At 67.8% G+C, this 16,367-nt stretch carries 14 protein-coding genes; 8 read left to right on the top strand and 6 right to left on the bottom strand.

The genetic code is table 11. The features are described 5' to 3' along the window. The gene (locus D7316_RS17615) at window positions 1-996 is read right to left on the bottom strand and encodes an AraC family transcriptional regulator (RefSeq protein WP_124709406.1); all 996 of its coding nucleotides are present in this window, start codon (window positions 994-996) and stop codon (window positions 1-3) included. A gap of 191 nt (window positions 997-1,187) precedes the next feature. Between D7316_RS17615 and D7316_RS17610 the strand changes: the two genes are divergently transcribed. The 5 genes from D7316_RS17610 to D7316_RS17590 all read left to right on the top strand — a co-directional run bounded on the left by D7316_RS17610 (window position 1,188) and on the right by D7316_RS17590 (window position 6,220). Further along, complete coding sequence (locus tag D7316_RS17610) at window positions 1,188-2,162, top strand: quinone oxidoreductase family protein (protein WP_124709405.1); 975 nt, start codon at window positions 1,188-1,190, stop codon at window positions 2,160-2,162. Between the two features lie 36 nt (window positions 2,163-2,198). Beyond that, entirely contained in the window at window positions 2,199-3,083 is an 885-nt protein-coding gene (locus D7316_RS17605; RefSeq protein ID WP_124709404.1) for a TauD/TfdA dioxygenase family protein, read from the top strand. Window positions 3,084-3,148: 65 nt separating this feature from the next. Then, entirely contained in the window at window positions 3,149-4,201 is a 1,053-nt protein-coding gene (locus D7316_RS17600; RefSeq protein ID WP_124709403.1) for a BKACE family enzyme, read from the top strand. A 67-nt stretch (window positions 4,202-4,268) separates the two neighbouring features. Continuing rightward, a complete protein-coding gene (locus D7316_RS17595; protein WP_124711415.1) occupies window positions 4,269-5,636 on the top strand; it encodes an MFS transporter in 1,368 nt (455 codons plus the stop codon). After that, complete coding sequence (locus D7316_RS17590) at window positions 5,633-6,220, top strand: RBBP9/YdeN family alpha/beta hydrolase (protein WP_124709402.1); 588 nt, start codon at window positions 5,633-5,635, stop codon at window positions 6,218-6,220. Before D7316_RS17595 ends, D7316_RS17590 begins: the two co-directional genes overlap by 4 nt. Before the next feature lie 99 nt (window positions 6,221-6,319). On the opposite strand, the gene D7316_RS17585 is transcribed toward D7316_RS17590, so the two are convergent. Together D7316_RS17585 and D7316_RS17580 are read right to left on the bottom strand one after the other, a co-directional pair. After that, the gene (locus tag D7316_RS17585) at window positions 6,320-7,606 is read right to left on the bottom strand and encodes an MFS transporter (protein ID WP_124709401.1); all 1,287 of its coding nucleotides are present in this window, start codon (window positions 7,604-7,606) and stop codon (window positions 6,320-6,322) included. A 12-nt stretch (window positions 7,607-7,618) separates the two neighbouring features. Beyond that, on the bottom strand, window positions 7,619-8,101 hold the full coding sequence (locus tag D7316_RS17580) for a MarR family winged helix-turn-helix transcriptional regulator (RefSeq protein WP_124709400.1): 483 nt from the start codon (window positions 8,099-8,101) through the stop codon (window positions 7,619-7,621). Window positions 8,102-8,158: 57 nt separating this feature from the next. Here D7316_RS17580 and D7316_RS17575 point away from each other — a divergent pair, with 57 nt between their 5' ends. Next, window positions 8,159-8,389, top strand: a complete 231-nt coding sequence (locus D7316_RS17575; RefSeq protein ID WP_124709399.1) for a PLDc N-terminal domain-containing protein — start codon at window positions 8,159-8,161, stop codon at window positions 8,387-8,389. A gap of 3 nt (window positions 8,390-8,392) precedes the next feature. Here D7316_RS17575 and D7316_RS17570 read toward each other — a convergent pair whose 3' ends face one another. Then, window positions 8,393-10,483 carry a PhoX family protein gene (locus D7316_RS17570; protein WP_124709398.1) on the bottom strand — a complete coding sequence of 697 codons (2,091 nt, stop codon included), beginning with the start codon at window positions 10,481-10,483 and terminating at the stop codon, window positions 8,393-8,395. A 209-nt stretch (window positions 10,484-10,692) separates the two neighbouring features. Between D7316_RS17570 and D7316_RS17565 the strand changes: the two genes are divergently transcribed. Then, entirely contained in the window at window positions 10,693-12,069 is a 1,377-nt protein-coding gene (locus D7316_RS17565; RefSeq protein ID WP_124709397.1) for an NAD-dependent succinate-semialdehyde dehydrogenase, read from the top strand. A gap of 31 nt (window positions 12,070-12,100) precedes the next feature. Here the strand turns inward: D7316_RS17565 and D7316_RS17560 are convergent, their stop codons facing one another. Both D7316_RS17560 and D7316_RS17555 read right to left on the bottom strand, forming a co-directional pair. Then, a complete protein-coding gene (locus D7316_RS17560; protein ID WP_124709396.1) occupies window positions 12,101-14,116 on the bottom strand; it encodes a TPM domain-containing protein in 2,016 nt (671 codons plus the stop codon). Between the two features lie 56 nt (window positions 14,117-14,172). Then, window positions 14,173-14,979 (bottom strand): LLM class F420-dependent oxidoreductase, encoded by an 807-nt coding sequence (locus D7316_RS17555; RefSeq protein ID WP_124709395.1) that lies wholly within the window; start codon window positions 14,977-14,979, stop codon window positions 14,173-14,175. Window positions 14,980-15,090: 111 nt separating this feature from the next. Here D7316_RS17555 and D7316_RS17550 point away from each other — a divergent pair, with 111 nt between their 5' ends. Then, window positions 15,091-16,242 (top strand): MalY/PatB family protein, encoded by a 1,152-nt coding sequence (locus tag D7316_RS17550; RefSeq protein WP_124709394.1) that lies wholly within the window; start codon window positions 15,091-15,093, stop codon window positions 16,240-16,242. Window positions 16,243-16,367 lie beyond the last annotated feature (125 nt).

The following is a 16,367-nucleotide window of genomic DNA, read 5'->3' as shown; positions in this document are numbered from 1 at the left end:
TCACCCGGCGCGACGCCACTCGCTGGGACTCTGACCGAACCGCTGTCGAAACCACCGCGAGAAGTTGCCGGGGGACGAGAAGCCGAGGAGATCGGCGACCTCGGTCAGTGAACGGCGATCGCTGCCGACCATGTGACGGGCGAGTCCCACCCGGGTCGAGTCGAGGACCGACGAGAACGTCTCGCCCTCGGCACGTAGCCGCCGGTGCACCGTCCGACGGTCCACGCCGAGGCTGCGGGCCACCTGGTCGACCGAACACCGTCCCGTGGGTAGCAGCAGTTCGATGAGCTCGCGAACCCGGTAGGCGGTGTCGGGATCGGGCGAGACGGCCATACCGTCGAGCAGTTCCTGGGTGTAGCGACGCAGCTCCGGATCCGCCATCGCGTTGGGGGTATCGAGATCCTTTGTGTACAAGGTGATCCCGTTGAAGTCTTGATCGAACCGGACGGTGGTGTGAAAGAACTGGTCGTGCGGGCGGTGCTCGGGCGGCGCGGGGTGGGCGAACGAGATGGCCAGCGGATGCCATGCGGGGGAGATGAAGCCCTGTAGCAGCTGGAACAGGATGGCGACGGCGAGCTCCACCGACTGTCCCACCTCTCCGTCACCTCCCACGTCGACCGTGGTGGCGAGGGTGGCGATCCCGCCCGCCTCCGACAGGCGTGTGCGCAGGGCTTCGTTGTACATGTGCTGATGCCTGATCAACACCCGCAGCGCACTGCGGACATCGGGTTCCTCGCGGATCACCAGACTCAGCGGACCCAGATTGCCGAGGCGGCGATGACGGGCCAGTGCGAGACCGAAATCTGCACGGCCCGAGGCGGTCGCGGATCGCTCGAGTAGTTCGGCCACGGCATCGGCGGGCACCCATCGGTCCTGCAACGCCAGACTCGCGGGGTCCAGGCCCACGTCACGGACGAGCTGTGCGGGGTCGAGCCCCAGAGAGTGCCCGAGCTCCACATAGTTGTTCAGCGCGGCGTAGCGGGCGAGAGGTTTCACACGACCAGCCTATGTCCCGAAATGCACATCTGAGTGTCCCTTCAGGAAAAGCAGTTCCGGCCCAACCCTCGTAATGTTGTCTCCATCACATCAGGCGGGCAGACGAAATGTTCGCCACATCAGATGGACCCCGACCAGGCGTTGACCGGCTGCGTATCCGAACGCCATGGGGTCGAAAGGAGATCGAGGACATGGCGAAGGCCGTACGTTTCCACCAGGTCGGCGGACCGGAGGTGCTGAGCTGGGAGACCGTCGAGGTGGGCACCCCCGGACCCGGCGAGGTGCGCATCGCACACGAGGCGGTGGGCCTGAACTTTGCCGACACGTACTTCCGCACCGGGCTCTACCCGGCGCCCCTGCCGGCCGGGATGGGCGTGGAGGGGGCCGGCGTGGTGCAGGAGGTGGGCCCCGGCGTCACGTCGGTGGCCGAGGGTGACCGGGTCACCTACACCGGCAGTCCGCTCGGCGCGTACAGCACCGAACGGGTCATGCCCGCCGAGCACCTGATCAAGCTGCCCGACGCGGTCTCCTTCGAGACCGCCGCCGCGATGACCATGCGCGGTCTCACCTCGGCCTACCTGTTGCGCCGGATCTGGCCGCTTCGCTCCGGCGACACCGTGTTGCTGCACGCGGCCGCCGGCGGCGTCGGCCTGATCGTCACCCAATGGGCGAAGTTGCTGGGTCTCAACGTGATCGGCAGCGTGTCCACCGACGAGAAGGCAGAGGTCGCCCGCAACCACGGTTGCGACGAGGTCATCGTGTACCGACGTGAGGACATCGCCACCCGGGTTCGCGAACTGACCGACGGCGCCGGCGTTCCGGTGGTGTTCGACAGCATCGGCGCCACGACATTCGAGTCATCCCTCAAATCGGTTGCGCGACGCGGGCTGCTCGTCTGCTTCGGCACCGCATCGGGTCCGATCCCCCCGATCGACGCGATGCAGCTCGCCGTCAACGGATCGGTGTTCGTCACCCGGCCCGCACTCGCCGATTACATCGCCGATCCCGCCGAGCGGGCTGTGCTCGCCGAGGAACTGTTCTCCATGGTCGCCGCCGGGCACATCACGATCGACATCAACCAACGCTACGACCTCGCCGACGCGGTGGCCGCACACCGCGACCTCGAGTCCGGCCGCAGCATCGGGTCGTCGGTCTTCACCCTCTGACCCGCGTACCACTTCCCCTGTGCCAAAGGAGAAATCATGACAAATGCAATCCGACAGCCGGTGGAGACCCCGTTTCGGGTCCAACCGCTCACGTGTTCCCTCGGAGCCGAGGTATTCGACGTCGACCTCGGTGAGGTCTCTCGCGACGACACCCAGTTCGAGCGGCTGCGCTCGCTGCTGCTCGAGCACAAGGTGCTGTTCTTCCGCGACCAGGACATCACCCGCGCCGAGCACGTCGCGCTGGCCGAGCGATTCGGTCCGCTCGAAGACCATCCGGTCCTCGGCAGCGACCCGGAGAACCCCGGGCTGGTCCGCATCTACAAGGACATGGACAGTCCGCCGGAGCATTTCGAGAATTCCTTCCACTGCGACGCCACGTGGCGCGTGAATCCGCCGTTCGGCTCGGTGTTGCGTTGTGTGCAGGCACCACCGGTCGGCGGTGACACGATCTGGGTCAACATGGCCGAGGCGTATCGGCGCCTGCCGGAAGCGGTGAAGTCCCAGATCGCCGGGTTGCGTGCTCGGCACAGCATCGAGGCCAGCTTCGGCGCGCGGATGTCGATCGAGCAACGGCATCAACTGCACGACCGCTTCCCGGACGCCGAACATCCGGTCGTACGAACGCATCCGGAGACGGGCGAGCAGATCCTGTTCGTGAACTCGTTCACCACGCACCTGGTCAACTACCACACCTCGGAGAACGTGCGCTTCGGCAGCGACTACGCCCCGGGTGCCGGAAACCTGTTGCAGTACCTCGCCAGCCAGGCATCGATCCCGGAATACCAGGTGCGCTGGCGGTGGACCGAGAACAGCATCGCCATCTGGGACAACCGCTGCACCCAGCACTACGCGGTCCAGGACTACTGGCCGGCGGTTCGCAAGATGGAGCGCGCCGGGATCGTCGGCGACCGGCCGTTCTGACAGACCGGCCATCCGGACACACGCACCAAACAATCACCTGCACAACCCGATTCAAGGAGGCCACCATGCACTTCCACGACGACGCCCTCTTCCCCGAAACCCAGGAGAAGCTGGTCATCACCGCCGCCCCCTACGGCCCGGAATGGGAACTCGACGACTTCCGTGAGGACCTGCCGCTGACCATGGAGGAGCACGTCCAGAAGGCCGTCGACTGCTACGACGCCGGGGCCACCGTCCTGCACATCCATGTGCGGGAACTCGACGGCAAGGGCAGCAAGCGCCTGTCGAAGTTCAACGAGTTGCTGGCCGGGCTCCGCGAGGCCGTTCCGGACATGATCCTGCAGGTCGGCGGATCGATCTCGTTCGCACCGGAAGGTGAAGGCGCCGACGCCAAATGGCTTTCCGACGACACCCGCCACATGCTCGCCGAGCTGGACCCGGCACCCGACCAGGTGACAATCGCCATCAACACCAGCCAGATGAACATCATGGAACTGATGACCGCCGACGACATCGCGGGTACCTCGATGGAACGTCCGGAGTTGTCGGCCACCTACCGCGAGATGACCGTCCCCGCCGGACCCGAATGGGTGGAGGAGCACCTGCGCCGACTGCAGGCAGCGGGCATCCAGCCCCACTTCCAGCTCTCCAGCATCCCGCAGTTGGAGACCGTCGAACGGCTGATCCGTCGCGGCGTCTACACCGGTCCGCTGAACCTCACGTGGGTCGGCATCGGCGGCGGCTTCGACGGGCCCAACCCGTACAACATCATGAACTTCATCCAGCGCGTGCCCGACGGCGCCTGCCTCACCCTGGAAACGTTGATGCGGTCGGTGCTCCCGGTCAACACCATGGCCATGGCGATGGGCCTGCACACCCGGTGTGGCAACGAGGACACCATCTGGGGCCGCGTCGGCGAGAAGTACACGTCGGTGGAGCAGATCCAGCAGCTGGTCCGCATCGCCGGCGAGCTCGGTCGCGAGGTCGCCACCGGAAAGGAAGCCCGCGAGATCTACCGCATCGGCGACACCTACCGCGACGCCGACGAGACCCTCGCCAAGCTCGGCTACCCGCCCAACCGTCGTGCCGGCCAGGTCGGCTTCACCCAGCACGCCTGATCCCAGAAGGACTCCTGCCATGGGACTGCCCACCTCCACCGTGTCGACCGGCACGTCGACGAGCGACATGTCGACGACCAAGGTGTCGACGAGCAAGGTGTCGACGAGTTCGGTGTCGACCAGCACCGATGGCGTCGCGACCGCGGCGCGACGACCCGCGCGGCGATCGCGCTACCCGTGGATCGTCTTCGCGCTCACGTTCGGTCTGCTGCTGTCCGACTACATGTCACGTCAGGTCCTGAGCGCCATCTTCCCGTTCCTCAAAGCGGAATGGGCACTGACCGATTCGCAACTGGCGTCGCTGACCAGCATCGTCGCGCTGATGGTCGGCCTGCTGACACTGCCGCTGTCACTGCTGGCCGATCGGTGGGGGCGGGTCCGCAGCCTCGTGGTGATGGCGGTCCTGTGGTCGCTGGCCACACTGGCCTGCGCGGTGGCGGCCAACTTCGAGCAGTTGCTCGCAGCGCGGTTCCTCGTCGGAGTCGGCGAGGCCGCCTACGGCAGCGTCGGAATCGCGCTGGTACTCAGCGTGTTCAGCCCCCGCCTGCACGCCTCACTCAGCGGCGCCTTCATGGCGGGCGGTTCATTCGGCTCCGTACTGGGTGTCGCCGTCGGCGGCTACATCGCGGTGCATCTCGGTTGGCGGTGGTCGTTTGCGGCGATGGCGGTGTTCGGCTTGCTGCTGGTGGCGCTGTTCCGCGCACTCGTCACGGAACGTTCCCTCGATCGGCACGCCGCCGACAAGCCCGCCGATGGTGAACCGAACGCGACGCCGTCGGCGGCCGGGACGGCGTCGAGCGGATATCGCGCGCCGGTGTCGAGCCTGTTCACCAGCCCCGCGGTGCTGTGTGCCTACGTGGGCGGCGGGCTGCAGATGTTCACCGCGGCGGTCCTGCTGTCGTGGACACCGAGCTTCTTCAACCGCTATTACGGGCTCGCACCGGACAAGGCGGCCACCGCCGCCGCGGCGGTCGTGCTTCTCGTCGGGACCGGAATGGTGGTCTGCGGCATCATCACCGACCGCCTGGGGCGGCACGATGTCCGCAGCAAATGGACCTCCGCGATCGCCTACTGCGCCATCTCGATGGTCTGCCTGGGTGTCGGATTCTCGCTCGGCAACGGACCGGCGCAGCTCATCCTGATGGGTATCGGAGCATTCTTCGCCGCGGGATCGTGTGGCCCGACCGCCGCGATGGTGGCGAACCTGACACACCCGTCCATCAGGGCCTCGGCCATGGGCACCCTGACCGTCTCCAACAATCTGCTCGGACTGGCCCTGGGGCCCTTCGTGATCGGTATCCTCGCCGACCACGTCGGACTGCGGATGGCCATGCAGCTGTCGCCTCTGGTGTACGTGCTCGCCATCGTCGCACTGGTGGCCGGCAGACGCCTGCACCCGGCAGCCGTTCGTAAACTCGCCAAGGAAACATCGTGAACTCGTCTTCTGTGCCCACCGTGGTATTCGTCCCGGGTCTGCGTGACCACGTTGCGGTCCACTGGCAGTCCATGCTCGCCGACCGACTGGAGAAGGCGCGTACGGTTCCGCCCCTCGAGCGCGACAAGCTGAGCCGGCATGCGCGGGTCGCTGCCCTGGACAACGTTGTCAGCGAGGTCGACGGCCCGGTGGTGCTGGTGGCCCACAGCGCCGGTGTGATGACCACCGTGCACTGGGCGCATCGGGCGACCCGGCCGGTGCTCGGCGCGCTCCTGGCAACGCCGGCGGATCTGGAACTGGCTCTGCCCGAGGGCTATCCGACCAAGCTCGAGCTCGACGAGGGCGGCTGGAACCCGATCCCGCGGCAACGTCTGCCGTTTCCCAGCATCGTGGCGGCCAGTCGTACCGACCGGCTCGGACGATATCGCCGCATCGCCGGCATGGCGGAGACCTGGGGCAGTCGTCTCGTGGACCTGGGGGACGTCGGCCACCTCAACCCGGCATCCGGGTACGGCTGGTGGCCGCAGGCCGAGGAACTGGTCGATGAGCTCGTCACCATGGCGCGGGCGGAGATCAGCAGGTAGTTCTTCCCCCGGGTATCGCCTCGTCCCCCGCATGCAGGCGGAGGACGAACGCATACCCGGGGGAAGAACGGGGGATGGGGCGGCGAGGACGGGTGCGGCTCAGTATTCTTCGGCGCCTACGAGTGCGGCCTGCTCGTCGACGTCGCGCTTCTCGGCGGCCCGGCCACGGACGAACGACACCACGATCACCGCGACGACACAGTAGGCGACCGCGAACCAGAACGGCGCGGCGATGGAGCCGAACCAATCGGCGAGATGCGCTACGAGCACCGCGGAGACGGCGGCGCCCATCCAGCGCAGGAAGCTGTAGCCGGCACTGGACACCGAGCGCGGGGTGGAGCCGTCACCCGACGACATGGCCACACCGGTGAACAAGGTGTTCAGGATGCCCGACGGCAGCCCGGACAGGATCACCGCGAGACCGATCAGCCACACCTGGCCGACCAGGACGCCGACCGCGGCGAGTGCCATCACGAGTGCATAGGCGGTGATGGCGGTGATCACGCCGCCCTTCTGGCCCACCCGCTCGGCCAGCCGCGGCGCGATGAACACGCCGGCCAGCGCAGTGAGCAGACCCCAGCCGAAGAAGACCAGACCGGCGTAGATCGGTCGGAGTCCCATCGCGATCGGGGCCCAGGCGATGACGGTGAACAGTGCGCCGGTGTAGAACGCGGAACCGATCGAGGTGATGAGCAGCGTGCGGTCACGAAGTGCTTTCAGCGGATCGACGATCCGGACGGGCGTGCGGGTGGTGCGGGGCCCGTCGGCGGGCAGCATGACGGCGCAGAGGATCGCGCCGAGCAGCATCAGCAGCGCGGTGCCACCGAACGGTGCGCGCCAACTCCATTCGCCCAGAACGGCTCCCAGCAGCGGACCGACGGCGAGGCCGACGCCGAGCGCCGCCTCGTACAGCATGATCGCGCCGTGCTGACTGCCCTTGGCCGCCGACACGATGAAGGCCAGGGCGGTGGCGATGAACAACGCATTGCCCAGACCCCAGATGACGCGCAGCGCGATCAGCTGGTCGATGTTGCCGGCGAAGGCGGATACGGCCGCGGCGATCACGATCAGCACCAGACCGACGGTGAGGGTGCGCTTGGGCCCGTAGCGGTACGCGGCCCATCCGGTCAGCAGCATGGCCACACACTGGACACCGACGTAGACACCGAACAACAGCGTCAGCTTCTCCGGCGGGGCGTTGAGCGCGGCGGCGATGCTGTTGAGGATCGGGTCGACGAGACCGATGCCCATGAAGGCGATGACCGCGGCGAACGCGGTGACCCACACCGTGCGCGGCTGTTCGCGGAAGGTCTCCATCAACGATGGCTCGCGATGCTCGGGGGCCGACGCCGGCGCGGGCGCGACCTGGTTCTCGGTGACTGTCATCTGTTCCTCTGATCAATCGGTCGATGCGGGCGCATCGTGTGCGGAGCCGGCATCGAGTTGTTGGCGCTCGAGTTGATTGCGCAGTGCGTCCAGTGCGGGTGCCGCGGCCGCGAGGGCGGCCCGGTCTGCCGCGCTCAGTTCGTTGAGGGCGGTGGTCAGGATGACGTCGCGCTCCCCGCGTACCCGGTCGAGCAACTGCTGTCCGTAGTCGGTCAACGACACGATCACCGCGCGACGGTCCTGCGGATCGGGACGGCGCTCCACGAGTCCCGTCTTGGTCAGCCCGTCGACGAGCGCGGTGGCCGTCGGCATCCGGATCGACTCACGATCGGCGAGCTCACCCATGCGCATCGGGCCGTCGGAGGCCAGCACCGACAGCGCCGACGCCTGCGCGGCGCTGTATTCGGCGATGGGTGTGCGCCTGCGGAGACTGAGGTAGAGCCGCGTCACCGACGGCCGGAGGGAGGCGGCGAGTTCGGGAACCGAGTCGGACATATTCGCAAGCCTAATACTTAGGTATACGAAATAAAAGTCGCGACTAGTGTGAGACGCATGACAGCACGCACGAAGCGGTTCTCGCAGCTCCCGGCCCGGTCCCGCGCATCGATCATCGTCGGGGCGATTGTGCAGTTCATCCTGCAGGGAGCAGCCCTGCGCGACATCAAGCGCAGACCGGCCGCGCAGATCAAGGGCCCGAAGCCGCTGTGGGTCGGCCTCAGTTTCGTCAACTACTTCGGCCCGATCGCCTACTTCGTCTTCGGGCGGAAGGGGAGCGGGTACTAGGGTCTACACCCCGATCGGCTGACCCCCGTCGCGCCAGACCGCCACGACGGCCGGCCGCGGCTGCGACGATCCGCCGTCGGGCCAGTGCGACGCGGGGTTGTCGGCCGAATGATCGTCGAGTTCGCCGGGGTGCTGCACGCATACGATCACCCGATCGCGATCGATGATCGGCCCGCAGGTCTCCGCGCCGTTCGGCACGGTGAGGAACTGCTTGGTCTCGCCCCGTCGGTCGCCGTCGAGCGCCACCGCGAACAGGCCGTCGTTGCTGTCCAGTGCGTTGCCGTCGGTGGAGATCCAGAGGTTGCCATGCGGATCGAACGCGACGTTGTCGGGGCAGGAGATCGGGCTCACCGACGCCTTGTCGAATCCACCGAAATAGGTGTCCGCCTCCTCGGGGTCACCGCACACCAGCAGGAGATCCCAGGTGAAGTCGGTGCCGGTGTGGTTGTCGGTGATCTCGATGATCTGGCCGTTCTTGTTCTCGTTGCGGGGGTTCGCACTGTCGGCGGGCGCCTCACCGTCGGTGCCGCGCTTGGAATTGTTGGTCAGGGCGCAGTAGACCTTGCCGGTGCGTGGATGCGGCTCGATGTCCTCGGGCCGGTCCATCTTGGTGGCGCCGACCTTGTCGGCGGCGGTCCTCGTGAACACCGCCACCTGCGCCGGGTTCATGCCGTCGACGTGCGACCGGGCAGAACCGTCGGAGTTCACCGTCAGCAGCGGGTGCCAGGTCCCGCTGCCGGCGAACGACCCACTGGGCGGGAGCTTTCCGGACCCGTCGATCGCCCCGGGATCGTCGCCGGTGAAGGATGCGACGTAGAGGGTGCCCTCGTCGAGGATGCCGAGGTTGTGGGTCCGGGCCGTCGACGACAGCCCGGTCTTCATCTTCCGTGTCGACACGAACTTGTAGATGTACTCGAAACGCTCGTCGTCGCCGCTGTAGGCGACGACGGTGCCGGCGTCCGGCCCCGAACCGACGACATGGATGGTCGCCGACTCGTGCTTGAGTCGGCCGAGCGCACTGTGTTTGACCGGGGTCGACGTCGGATCGTGCGGATCGACCTCGACGACGTAGCCGAATCGGTTGGCCTCGTTGGGTTCCTGCGCGAGGTCGAAGCGCTTCTCGAACCGGCCCCACTGGTGATAGTCGCCGTCGTCGGTGAAGCTGTACCGCTCGAGATCGGCCTTGGTGGTGGGGTCGGTGACGGTGCTCGCGTTGCTGAAGTAGTTGTTGAAGTTCTCCTCGCCCGAGAGCATGGTCCCCCACGGGGTGAGTCCGCCCGAACAGTTGGCGATGGTGCCGAGCACGGTCGTGCCCGCCGGGTCGGCCGAGGTGATCACGAACTCGCTGCCGGCGGCCGGGCCGGTCAGGCCCGTCGGGGTGGATGCCGTGATCCGGCGATTGCGTTGTCCGACAACCGGAGTGAGGGCACCGGTGCCGGGCTGGGCCGCCACCTCGACGACGGTGATGCCGTGTGCGGCCATCGAGATGCGCGCCTGCTGCTCGGTCGGCTCCTTCGGCGTGTAGCCGGTGAACATGAACTCTTCGGTCGTGTACTCCTGATTGCACACCAGGTAGTGATGGTTCGGCACACCGTCGACGGGGATCAGTCCGGCGAAGTCGTTGTTGAACCCGAACTGCTGTGCCTGTGCCTCCGGCGTCTGGGCGGCGAAGTCGAAGGCCGGGGCCCCGGGGAGGACCGGATCGCCCCACCTGATCACCACCTGTTGCCGATAGCCGTCCGGAATCACCAGGGCGTCTTCGGTGTTGGCGGCGACAGGGGTGAAGTTCATCCCCGATGCGGCCGTGCCGCCGCTCGTCGACGACGAGCTTGCGGCACCGGTCGATTCGTCCGATCCGCAGGCCGCGAGCACCGACGTCGCGCCCAGGGCGACGGCGGCGCCGGCCGACGACCGCAACACGGCTCGTCGGGAGGCTCGGGCGCGCAACAGATCTCGGAAGTAGGGATTGTCGCCGGTGTTGCCCGGCTCGTGCCAGCACGCCTCGCCGCACTTGTACCGGCAGGTGACCCGGGCACGGGCCGATCGGCCGACGTCTTCGCCTGACGGCGCGAACAACTGCAGCGGAATACGCACGCGGACCCTCCCCGGGACGCTCTCTGTGGGCTGAACAGAGCTGTGGGCTGAATCGAGAACCGTCCGAACGTTAGGGAGTCAACGGAAACTCGCGTCGATCCGGACGTGAACACGGGGCGAACACCGGTCGGCGGGCACCTCGACCAGCGACGGGTTTGAGTCGCCGGGTGCCGGGTACCCGACGGGTTCGTCGAAAGGAAGGTGTTCAGGTGAGCACATATGTGACCGCGAATCCCACAACCGGTGTGACCGAGCGCGACTTTCCCGGACTCTCCGACGATGAACTCGGCGGCATCGCCGAGCGTTCCGTGACGGCATACCGGGCGTGGCGGGACACACCGCCGGCCGAGCGCGCCGAGGCACTGGCACGCACCGCCGAACTCTATGAGAAGCGGGCGGACGAACTGGCGGCGACCATCACGACCGAGATGGGCAAACCGGCCAAGCAGGCCGCGGGCGAGGTGCAACTCGCCGCCGACATCTACCGCTGGTACGCAGAACACGGGCCGGACCTGCTGACCACGGAGACACTCGACCCGCAGGGCGCGGACTCGTCGATCGTCCAGTCGGTCCCGATCGGACCGCTTGTGGGTGTGATGCCGTGGAACTACCCCTACTACCAGGTCGCCCGGTTCGTGGCGCCGAACCTGTTGATCGGCAACACGATCATCCTCAAGCACGCCTCGATCTGTGCGGCGTCGTCGGCGCTGATGGCGGAGATCCTGCACGACGCCGGGGTTCCCGAGGACGCCTACGTGAACGTCTACGCCGGCAGCGACCAGATCGCCGATCTGCTCGCGAATCCCGCGATCCGGGGAGTGTCACTCACCGGCAGCGAGGCCGCCGGTGCGGCGGTGGCGAAGGTGGCCGCCGAGAACCTGAAGAAGTCGGTCCTGGAGCTGGGCGGCTCGGATCCCTTCATCCTGCTCGACACCGACGACATGGCGCGTACCACCAAGGTCGCCGCACGGGCGCGACTCTCGAACGGCGGTCAGGCGTGCAACTCGCCGAAACGGTTCATCGTCCTCGACGAGTTGTACGACGACTTCGTCGCCGGGCTGGTAGAGAACTTCGAGGCGACCACGGTGGGCGACCCGTCCGACCCGTCGTCGCAGATGGGTCCGATGTCATCGATCTCGGCACGGGACACGATTGACGAACAGGTCAAAACCGCTGTGCAGCAAGGTGCGACGCTGCACACCGGCGGGGCACCGATCGATCGGGACGGCGCGTTCTTCCAACCCACGGTGCTCAGCGGCATCACCTCGGACATGGACGCGTACGCGGAGGAGATCTTCGGTCCCGTCGCGATGGTCTACAAGGTGTCCTCGGTCGACGAGGCGGTCGCGCTCGCCAACGACGTCGACTTCGGTCTCAGCGGATCGGTGTGGAGCACCGACCCCGAGCGGGCCGAACAGGTCGCCGATCGGCTGGAGGTCGGCATGGCCTACGTCAACGAGCACGGCACCACACTCCCCGGTCTGCCGTTCGGCGGCGTGAAGCGATCCGGCTACGGTCGAGAACTCGGGCGCTGGGGGATGGGCGAGTTCGTCAACGCCCGGCTGCGCCGCACGTCGAGGAGCTAGCCGCCGTCGACGGTGAGCGTCGGCGGCACGGTCAGAACCGTCCGCCGACGCCGATCCGGCCCGAGCTCCCGGACCCGCCGAACGAACCGGGACTGCGGCCGCCGCTGCTGTAGCCGCCACCGCCGAAACCGCCGCCCCAACCGCGGCCGCCTCCGCCGAGACCACCCCGCAGGAAGCTGTCGACGAGGATTCCACCGAGGACGGCGCCACCGACCGACGGGCCGGACCGCTGGCTCTGCTGCCACTGCGCCACGTCGCCCTGCGCGGCCATCAACGCCTGGTCGGCCAGCGAGCCCGCACGGCGTGCGGTGTCGGCCGCGCCTGCGGGATCGGTGGTCGCGGCATCGGTCGCCTCCTGCAGCAGCCGCTGCGCCTCGGAGAGACGAGTGCGCGCGGTGGACTGGATGGCTCCCCGCCGGGTGCCGATGAAGTCGCTCGCCGCCGAGACCTTCGCCTGCGCGGAAGTGATCGCCGCCGTGAGGAGCTCGGAACGCCGCTGCCGTTCGACCGATGCCGACCGCGCGGCGGCCAGCGCGTTGTCCAACTCGGCGTCCGCGTCGACCAGAGCGGTGAAGGTGCCCAGCGGATCGTCGGCGAAGCGGGCCCGCGCGTCCGCCACCGCCGTCGTCGCGTTCGCGATCGCGGTCGCGAGCGCCGGGCCGCCGTCGGTGGTGAGTGCGGCCGCCTCGGCCAGCTCGCCGTCGACCTCCTCGATCAGTGCGGGCATCCGCGAATGGGCGGCCGCGATGTTGCGGTCCGCGTTGTCGATGGCGTCGAGGAGTTTGTTCGCCTGATCGAGCGCACCCTCGGCGGTGCGGATCGCCGCGACCGCGGGCCCCTGTTCGCCCGCGGGCGCCGCGACCGCCTCACGACCCTGATCCGCGCTGTGCTCGGCGAAATCGAGTTCGTCGTGGGCGAGGGTGACGTTCTGGTTGATCGACGCCAGGACCTGCTCACCGTGTTTCGTGATCAATGTGTCGAGCGTCGCCTGCGACTGCTCGATGCGGGCACGGACCGCGACCAGCTTCTGCGTGAGTTCGGCGAGGCGGCTGTCGGCGTTGATGAGCAGGTTGCGCATGGCGTCGAAGCTCTCCACCTGCGCATCCAGTTCCGCGTCGACATCGGTACACGTGGTGATGATCTGCACCAGCAGTGCACGCTGCTCGTCGGGCGTCTCGGGGATCGCGTCGTCGAGACGCTGACGCAGGACGAACGAGTCGGCCAGACCCTTCTTCGCCGAGGCCAGCGCCGCCGAGAACGGCGCGGTGTCGGCCTCCCCGAACTCGCCGATCGCCAGCTGCAGCTCCTCCTCGCTGGTCCGGATCGCGTTGTCGGTGTCGGTCAACACCTCACGCGACCACGGATCGAGCACATCGAGGGGCTGGTGCACCAACTGGTCGCCGGTCAGCTCTTGCTCGCGAAGCGCCTCGATACCGGCATCGACCTGACGGCGCTTGCGGCGGCGGGAGTAGAGGAGGCCGCCCGCGCCGCCGACGACCACGATCCCGCCGACCGCCGCCGCGGTGATGAGCCCGGTGTTGGACGGGGTCATCGCCGAGCTGATGCCGTTGACCGCTGCCTCTCCCGCACCGGCCCAGTCACTGTTCTTCAATGCCGGCACGATGTCGTCGCGGGCGATGTCGTTCAGCGTGTCCTGATCGAGTTCGTCGATCGCCTCGGGTGAGTTGAAGTAGTACGCCCGGTCATCGGTGGCGACGGCCAGCAGGACGTCGCGGTCACCGAGGTCGCTGGTCGCCGCCGTCTGCTGCGCCCACTGCTCGGCCGACTGGCCGTCGAAGTCGCGTACATAGACCACCCACAACTGGACCTCGTGCTCGGTGTAGAGCTGGTCGATCGAACTCTGCAGCTGACTTCGCTGCGCCGACGTCAACACGTTCGCCGAATCCACCACCTGGGTGGGCAGACGCGACGGGGGTTCGGCATGTGCACGGCCCGCGCCGAGGAGACCGGGAACCAGCACGCCGGCGACACCGAGGACGACGAGGATCAGGCCGAGCCGACGGAAGAACGTGGCGGTGGCAAGCATGGCTCCCAATCTAACGGGCGCCGGTGTCAGCCCCCTGTCTGCCCACGCCCGACGGCTCAGCTGTTGTGTGAGTCCCGCCAACGGCAGACGGCGTCGAGCACCGAGAGGTCGTAGTCCGGTCCGCCGGCGCCCACGGTGATGAGGGAGATGCCGGCGCCGACCAGCTCCTCCGCCGCCTTGACGGCCTCCTCGGGAGTCTTTGCCTGGAGGCCCGCGGAGTGCTCGATGAGCGACGGATCCCGGCCGACGGTGGCGCAGTGCTCATCGAGGATCGCCGATTTGCGCTCGTAGGTCGGCACGTCGACGAAGTAGTGCCAGATGTCCGCGTACTCGGCGACGTGGCGCAGCGTCTTCTTCTCCCCGCCGCCACCGATCAGCACCGGGATGTCGCGCGTGGGCGCCGGATTGAGCTTGCCGAAGCGGTCCTTGATGCGGGGCAGCGCGGCGCCGAGGTCGTTGAGTCGACCGCCCGCGGTGCCGAACTCGTAGCCGTATTCGTCGTAGTCCTTCTCGAACCAACCCGATCCGATGCCGAGGATGAGCCGGCCGCCCGACATGTGGTCGACGGTGCGTGCCATGTCGGCCAGCAACTCCGGGTTGCGGTACGAGTTACAGGTGACGAGGGCGCCGATCTCGACGCGACTGGTCTGTTCGGCCCACGCGCCCAACATGGTCCAACATTCGAAGTGCTCGCCGTCGGGGTCGCCGTAGAGCGGGTAGAAGTGATCCCAGTTGAACGCGATGTCGACGCCCAGGTCCTCGGCACGACGGACCGCGTCGCGGATCAGGGAGTACTGCGGTGCATGCTGCGGCTGCAGTTGGACGCCGATACGGACAGGGAAATCGCGTGCGGTGAAGGTCATGTCCCCAGTCTGCCGAAGGCGGCGCGCGAAGTCATTGTCCGAATTCTCGGACGCGATGCCGTGCCCGATCGCCGACCGCGGCATGGCGCGGCGAGTGGTAAGCAGGAGCGCGTGACGAATACGCCCGTGGCACCCGATCTTTCCGAGTTGCGGCGACGCACCAGCGCCAAGTGGCGGACGTATCCGGACGACGTGCTCCCGTTGTTCGTCGCCGAGATGGACTTTCCGCTGGCGCCGGTCGTCGCGGACGCGATGATCGCCCAGGTGCGCTCCTCCGACATCGGGTACTGCAACGGTCCAGGGCAGGTCGGCGAGATGTTCCGCGGGTTCGCACACCGACGCTGGGGATGGGACGTCGACCCGGCCGATGTCCGGTTGACCACCGACGTGAGCGTGGTGATCGTCGAGTCGCTGCGGGTCGCGATCGCGGCCGGCGACCCGGTGGTGATCACCCCGCCGGTGTATCCGCCGTTCTTCGAGCTCATCCCGGAGGCGGGCGGGCGCGTCGTCGAGGTGCCGTTGCAGCACGACGAGGTCCGCTGGTCGCTGGATCTCGACGGGATCGGGCGCGCGTTCGCGGCCGGCGCGCGGGCCATCCTGCTCTGCCATCCACACAATCCACTCGGGCTGGTCCATCCACCCGAGGATCTCGCGGCGCTGGCCGACCTCGCGGCCGCGCATGACGCCGTGGTGGTCAGCGACGAGATCCATGCGCCGCTGGTCCACCCAGACCGCGAGTACACCCCCTTCCTCGCCGTCGGGGACACCGCCCGCGAGGTGGGCATCGCCGCGCATTCGGCGAGCAAGGGCTTCAACCTGGCCGGTGCGAAGTGTGCGCTCCTCGTGGCGGCGTCGGATCGGACCCGCGGCCTGCTCGACCGACAGCCCGAGGAGGTCGGCTTCCGGACCAGCATCATCGGGCGCGCCGCCACCGAGGCGGCGTTCGCGGCAGGCGACGAGTGGCTGGACTCGGTGCTCGACGTCATCGTCGGGAACCTGGATCTGCTCGACGACCACCTCTCCCGGCACCTGCCCGACGTGGTGCTGCACCGCCCGGCGGCGTCCTACCTCGCGTGGCTCGACTTCCGGGCGACCGGACTCGGTGACGATCCGGCCGCCGCGATCCTCGAGCGCGGTCGGGTGGCGCTGCATTCCGGGCCGGCGTTCGGCGCGCAGGGCCGTGGCTTCGCCCGCCTCAACGTCGGGTGCAACCCGGAGGTGTTGACCGAGGCGCTCAGGAGGATCGGCAGCGTTCTCGACTGAGCGATTCGAGGGCTCCGCGAGGCCGCTGACCTGCGCAGACAGATCGTTGCAACGTTGCGTACCCGGCTGCAACGTAGGTGCAACTCGCACCGCCCTACTCTGTGCAACAGATCACATGTGCTGCA

It is taken from the genome of Gordonia insulae, from assembly GCF_003855095.1.
GTDB classification, from domain to species: Bacteria; Actinomycetota; Actinomycetes; order Mycobacteriales; family Mycobacteriaceae; genus Gordonia; species Gordonia insulae.
Note: the sequence above shows the minus strand (reverse complement) of the source record. Positions and strands in the feature narration are given on the sequence as shown.

Excerpts from the sequence above, each read along its gene's own strand:
- D7316_RS17595 (WP_124711415.1), top strand. The coding sequence starts at position 4,269 with ATGTCGACGACCAAGGTGTCGACGAGCAAGGTGTCGACGAGTTCGGTG.
- D7316_RS17585 (WP_124709401.1), bottom strand. The coding sequence starts at position 7,606 with ATGACAGTCACCGAGAACCAGGTCGCGCCCGCGCCGGCGTCGGCCCCC.
- D7316_RS17605 (WP_124709404.1), top strand. The coding sequence starts at position 2,199 with ATGACAAATGCAATCCGACAGCCGGTGGAGACCCCGTTTCGGGTCCAA.
- D7316_RS17560 (WP_124709396.1), bottom strand. The coding sequence starts at position 14,116 with ATGCTTGCCACCGCCACGTTCTTCCGTCGGCTCGGCCTGATCCTCGTC.
- D7316_RS17610 (WP_124709405.1), top strand. The coding sequence starts at position 1,188 with ATGGCGAAGGCCGTACGTTTCCACCAGGTCGGCGGACCGGAGGTGCTG.
- D7316_RS17600 (WP_124709403.1), top strand. The coding sequence starts at position 3,149 with ATGCACTTCCACGACGACGCCCTCTTCCCCGAAACCCAGGAGAAGCTG.
- D7316_RS17555 (WP_124709395.1), bottom strand. The coding sequence starts at position 14,979 with ATGACCTTCACCGCACGCGATTTCCCTGTCCGTATCGGCGTCCAACTG.
- D7316_RS17580 (WP_124709400.1), bottom strand. The coding sequence starts at position 8,101 with ATGTCCGACTCGGTTCCCGAACTCGCCGCCTCCCTCCGGCCGTCGGTG.
- D7316_RS17575 (WP_124709399.1), top strand. The coding sequence starts at position 8,159 with ATGACAGCACGCACGAAGCGGTTCTCGCAGCTCCCGGCCCGGTCCCGC.